Source organism: uncultured Dietzia sp. (assembly GCF_937873725.1).
GTDB lineage: Bacteria > Actinomycetota > Actinomycetes > Mycobacteriales > Mycobacteriaceae > Dietzia.
In genome coordinates, this window is record NZ_CALMYY010000073.1 from 1 (window position 1) to 3944 (window position 3944).

The following is a 3944-nucleotide window of genomic DNA, read 5'->3' on the forward strand; positions in this document are numbered from 1 at the left end:
ATTTTGCCTTGCTCTTGGTAGGCCGCGCCGAGCAGGAGCCACGCCTCGCCGTCGGCCGGGTCGAGAGCGACCGAGCGCTCTCCGGCGGCGATCGCGTCCTTCGATTTGCCGCGATCGAGCAGGCGCTGGGCCTCTTTCTTCTCTTCGAGGGCGGTCTTCGTGGGGGCGTCGCTCGACGCAGCGGGCGCGGCCGGAGCGGCGGGTTCGACCTTCGCCGGTTCGGCTTTGGCGGGCTCGGGGGCGGCGGCCGGTTGGGCGGCGGCACTCGCCGGTTCCGCCGGACGCTCCTGCTCACCGCCGGGGACCGCCGGCCGCTGGAACGGCGCCAGCCGCGGGGCCCCGGGCTCCTCGTCGTGCGGGGCCGGGGCGTCGTCCACCCCGTCCGCCGGGGTGGCGGCGGGCGGGGCCTCGTCGTCGTCGCCCGTCGCGTCCTTCTCCCCCGCCGGGCCCGCACCGGCCGCCGGCGGCGTCGCGCGCCCGGACCCGCCGCGCTGCCTCGCGTCCAGGCGGAGGAGGACGAGCGCCGCCACGAGCAGCACCAGAGCGAGGAGGAACCAGAACACGACCATGTCCACAGAGGGTAGTCAGCGGCGGTGGGGTTGACCGCCAGGCGGCGCGGCCCAGTGGTGACCCGGCCGGATCTAGCGGGGGGCCTCGCCGATCGCGATGGGCCGCCGGCGGTCCGCCGACCACTGCGACCACGACCCCGGGAACAGCCGCCCCGCCTCGAGCCCGGCGACCTCCATGGCCGCGAGCGCGTGGCAGGCGTGGATCCCGGAACCGCAGTACACCACCGTGTCCTGGCCGCTGGTCACGCCGATGTCGGCGAACATCGCGCGGATGCGCTCGGCGGGCAGGAACCGGCCGCGCTCGTCGAGGAAGGACGTCGTGGGCAGGTTGATGGCGCCGGGGATGTGGCCGGCCCGCGAGTCCATCGGCTCGGTGTGGCCCGCGTAGCGCTCGGCCGCGCGGACGTCGACCAGCACGCCCTCGTCGGGAGTCGCCGCCGTCTGGTCGATGTCGGCCGTGCGCATGTGGTCGAGCTCAAAGGTGAAATCGCCGCGCTCCACCGGGTTGCCCGGCCCCACCGCCAGGTCCTCGCCCTCGGCGATCCACGCCTTGAGCCCCCCGTCGAGCAGGTACACGTCCTGCTTGCCCGCCCAGCGCATCAGCCACCAGGCGCGCGCGGCGGAGGTGCTGCCGCAGTCGTCGTAGATCACCACGCGGTCGTCGTTGTTGATCCCGACGCGGCGCAGCGCCGCCTCGAAGTCCTCGGGCGTGGGCAGCGGGTGGCGACCCTCGCGGACGTTGCGCTGCCCGGCGAGGTCGGAGGTGAGGTCGACGTACTGCGCGCCCGGGATGTGGCCGGAGTAGTAGTGCTCGCGGCCGTTCGGGTCGCCCAATTGCCAGCGCACGTCCAGGATGACGGGGGGCGGGAGGGTGGCGACGTCGGCGATGAGCTCGCGCGCCGTGACGAGAAGCGGACTGACCTGGGTGTCGGTGGCGGGGGCGGGGTCTCTGGTCACGGGTCGAGGATAGTCCCTACGACGACGAGGTCCGCGCCACCGCCGGTCCGCAGTGACCGGCTTCACGCGGGGTCGTCTCCGCCGGACACCCCTCCCGCGGCATGGACTTAGTCCGACTTAGTCCGTAGGCTGGGCGGCATGGTGACCGTCAACATCCATGAGGCCAAGACCCACCTGTCCAAGCTGCTGGAACGCATCGAGGCGGGCGAGACCATCACCATCGCGCGCGCCGGTCGCCCCGTCGCGGATCTGGTCCCCCACCGTCGTCACGACATCGTGTGGGGCGCGCTCAAGGGCCGGATCGTCTATGACGACGCAGACTTCATGGGCGAGGATCCCGAGATCCTCGAGCTGTTCAAGGATCACCTGTGACCGTTCTCCTCGACACCCATCTGGTCCTGTGGTGGATGTCGGGATCCCCCGGGGTGGGGCCACGATCGAGGGCGCTCCTCAGTTCGTCGTCGAGCAGGTACTGCTCGGCGGTGTCCATCTGGGAGATCGCCCTCAAGAAGTCACGGGGCAAGCTGGACGTGGTGGACGGGTTCGAAGACCAGCTCCCCTCGATGGGCATGACCCACCTGCCGATCGACGCCACACACGCCGCCGCGGTCAGCGCGGTGTCACTTCCCCACCGAGACCCCTTCGACCAGCTGCTCGTGGCGCAAGCGCAGGTGGACGGACTGCGATTACTCACGGCCGATGCGGCGATCCTCTCGGCGGGGCTCGAGTTCGTACTGGATGCGCGAGAGTAGCCCGACGCCGAGTGGCACGAAGCGGGCCCGGCCACCACGCGGGTGACCGGGCCCCCTTCTGCATCGGGTGAATCAGCCCAGGCTGAGCGACTCGCCGTCCTCCGCGAGCGAGACCGTCACGGTGTCGCCGTCGCGGATGTCGCCGCCGAGCAGGGCCCGGGCGAGCTTGTCGCCGATCGCCTGCTGCACCAGCCGGCGCAGCGGGCGGGCGCCGTACGCCGGGTCGTAGCCCCGGCGGGCGAGCCAGCCCTTGGCCGGGTCCTCGACGTTCAGGACCAGCCGGCGACCCTTGAGGCGCCGCGCGAGCTCGTCGATCTGGATGTCGACGATGTGCTCGAGCTGCTCCTCGCTGAGCGCGTCGAACATCACCACGTCGTCGAGCCGGTTGATGAACTCCGGCTTGAACGCGCGCTTGACGGCGTCCATCATCTGCTCCCGCGTGCCGCCCGCGCCCAGGTTGGAGGTGAGCACGAGGATGGTGTTGCGGAAGTCCACGGTGCGGCCCTGGCCGTCGGTGAGGCGGCCGTCGTCGAGCACCTGCAGGAGGATGTCAAAGACGTCCGGGTGCGCCTTCTCGACCTCGTCCAGCAGGACGATCGTGTACGGCCTGCGCCGCACGGCCTCGGTGAGCTGCCCGCCGGCCTCGTAGCCCACGTAGCCGGGAGGCGCTCCCACCAGGCGCGAGACGCTGTGCTTCTCGGAGTACTCGCTCATGTCGATCCGGACCATGGCCCGCTCGTCGTCGAACAGGAACTCCGCGAGCGCCTTGGCCAGCTCCGTCTTGCCCACGCCCGTCGGGCCCAGGAAGAGGAAGGAGCCGGTGGGCCGGTTGGGGTCGGCGACCCCGGCGCGCGCGCGGCGCACGGCGTCGGACACCGCCCGGACCGCCTCGCCCTGACCCACGACCCGCCTGCCGATCTCGTCCTCCATGCGCAGCAGCTTCTCGGTCTCGCCCTGGAGCATCTTGCCCACGGGGATCCCGGTCCACGCGGAGACGACCTCGGCCACGTCCTCCGGCCCGACCTCCTCCTTGAGCATGGCGTTCGAGGCGGCGTCGCTCTCCTCGGCGTCGGCGAGCTGCTTCTCCAGCTCCGGCAGGCGGCCGTAGCGGATCTCGGCGACCCGCGCGTAGTCGCCCTCGCGCTCGGCCTTCTCGGACTCGGTGCGCAGCGCGTCGAGCTCCTCCTTGACCTTCTGCACGCCCTGGATGGCGGTCTTCTCGTTCTGCCAGCGGGCGGTGAGCTCGGCGAGCTTCTCCTTGGAGTCCGCGAGCTCGGCCTGGAGGGCGACGAGCCGGTCCTTGGACGCGGCGTCGGTCTCCTTCTGCAGCGCCACCTCCTCGATCTCCAGCCGCCGGACGATCCGCTCGACGGCGTCGATCTCCTCGGGCCGGGAGTCGATCTCCATCTTGAGCCGGCTCGCCGCCTCGTCGACCAGGTCGATCGCCTTGTCGGGCAGGAACCGCTGGGTGATGTACCGGTCCGAGAGGGTGGCCGCGGAGACCAGCGCCGAGTCGGTGATGCGCACGCCGTGGTGCACCTCGTACCGCTCCTTGAGCCCGCGCAGGATGCCGACCGTGTCCTCCACGCTCGGCTCGCCCACGTAGACCTGCTGGAAGCGGCGCTCGAGCGCGGCGTCCTTCTCGATGTACTTGCGGTACTCGTCG

General features: G+C 71.5%; 4 protein-coding genes and 1 pseudogene. 2 read left to right on the forward strand and 3 right to left on the reverse strand.

The features are described from left to right. A pseudogene (locus Q0444_RS07510) lies at positions 1-569 on the reverse strand (hypothetical protein); the annotation flags it as partial. A gap of 72 nt (positions 570-641) precedes the next feature. Beyond that, positions 642-1526, reverse strand: coding sequence for a sulfurtransferase (locus Q0444_RS07515; RefSeq protein WP_291084685.1), 885 nt, complete (start codon positions 1524-1526; stop codon positions 642-644). A gap of 138 nt (positions 1527-1664) precedes the next feature. On the opposite strand from Q0444_RS07515, the gene Q0444_RS07520 reads away from it, so the two are divergent. Together Q0444_RS07520 and Q0444_RS07525 are read left to right on the forward strand one after the other, a co-directional pair. Beyond that, positions 1665-1898, forward strand: coding sequence for a type II toxin-antitoxin system Phd/YefM family antitoxin (locus Q0444_RS07520; RefSeq protein ID WP_299022631.1), 234 nt, complete (start codon positions 1665-1667; stop codon positions 1896-1898). Beyond that, the gene (locus Q0444_RS07525) at positions 1895-2278 is read left to right on the forward strand and encodes a type II toxin-antitoxin system VapC family toxin (protein WP_291084676.1); all 384 of its coding nucleotides are present in this window, start codon (positions 1895-1897) and stop codon (positions 2276-2278) included. Before Q0444_RS07520 ends, Q0444_RS07525 begins: the two co-directional genes overlap by 4 nt. A 72-nt stretch (positions 2279-2350) precedes the next feature. Here Q0444_RS07525 and Q0444_RS07530 read toward each other — a convergent pair. After that, positions 2351-3944: ATP-dependent Clp protease ATP-binding subunit (locus Q0444_RS07530; RefSeq protein WP_299022635.1), on the reverse strand; the 1594-nt coding region annotated here is incomplete at its 5' end.

Bases quoted from the DNA above. Each gene is read 5' to 3' on its own strand.
- Q0444_RS07520 (WP_299022631.1), top strand. From the start codon at position 1,665: ATGGTGACCGTCAACATCCATGAGGCCAAGACCCACCTGTCCAAGCTG.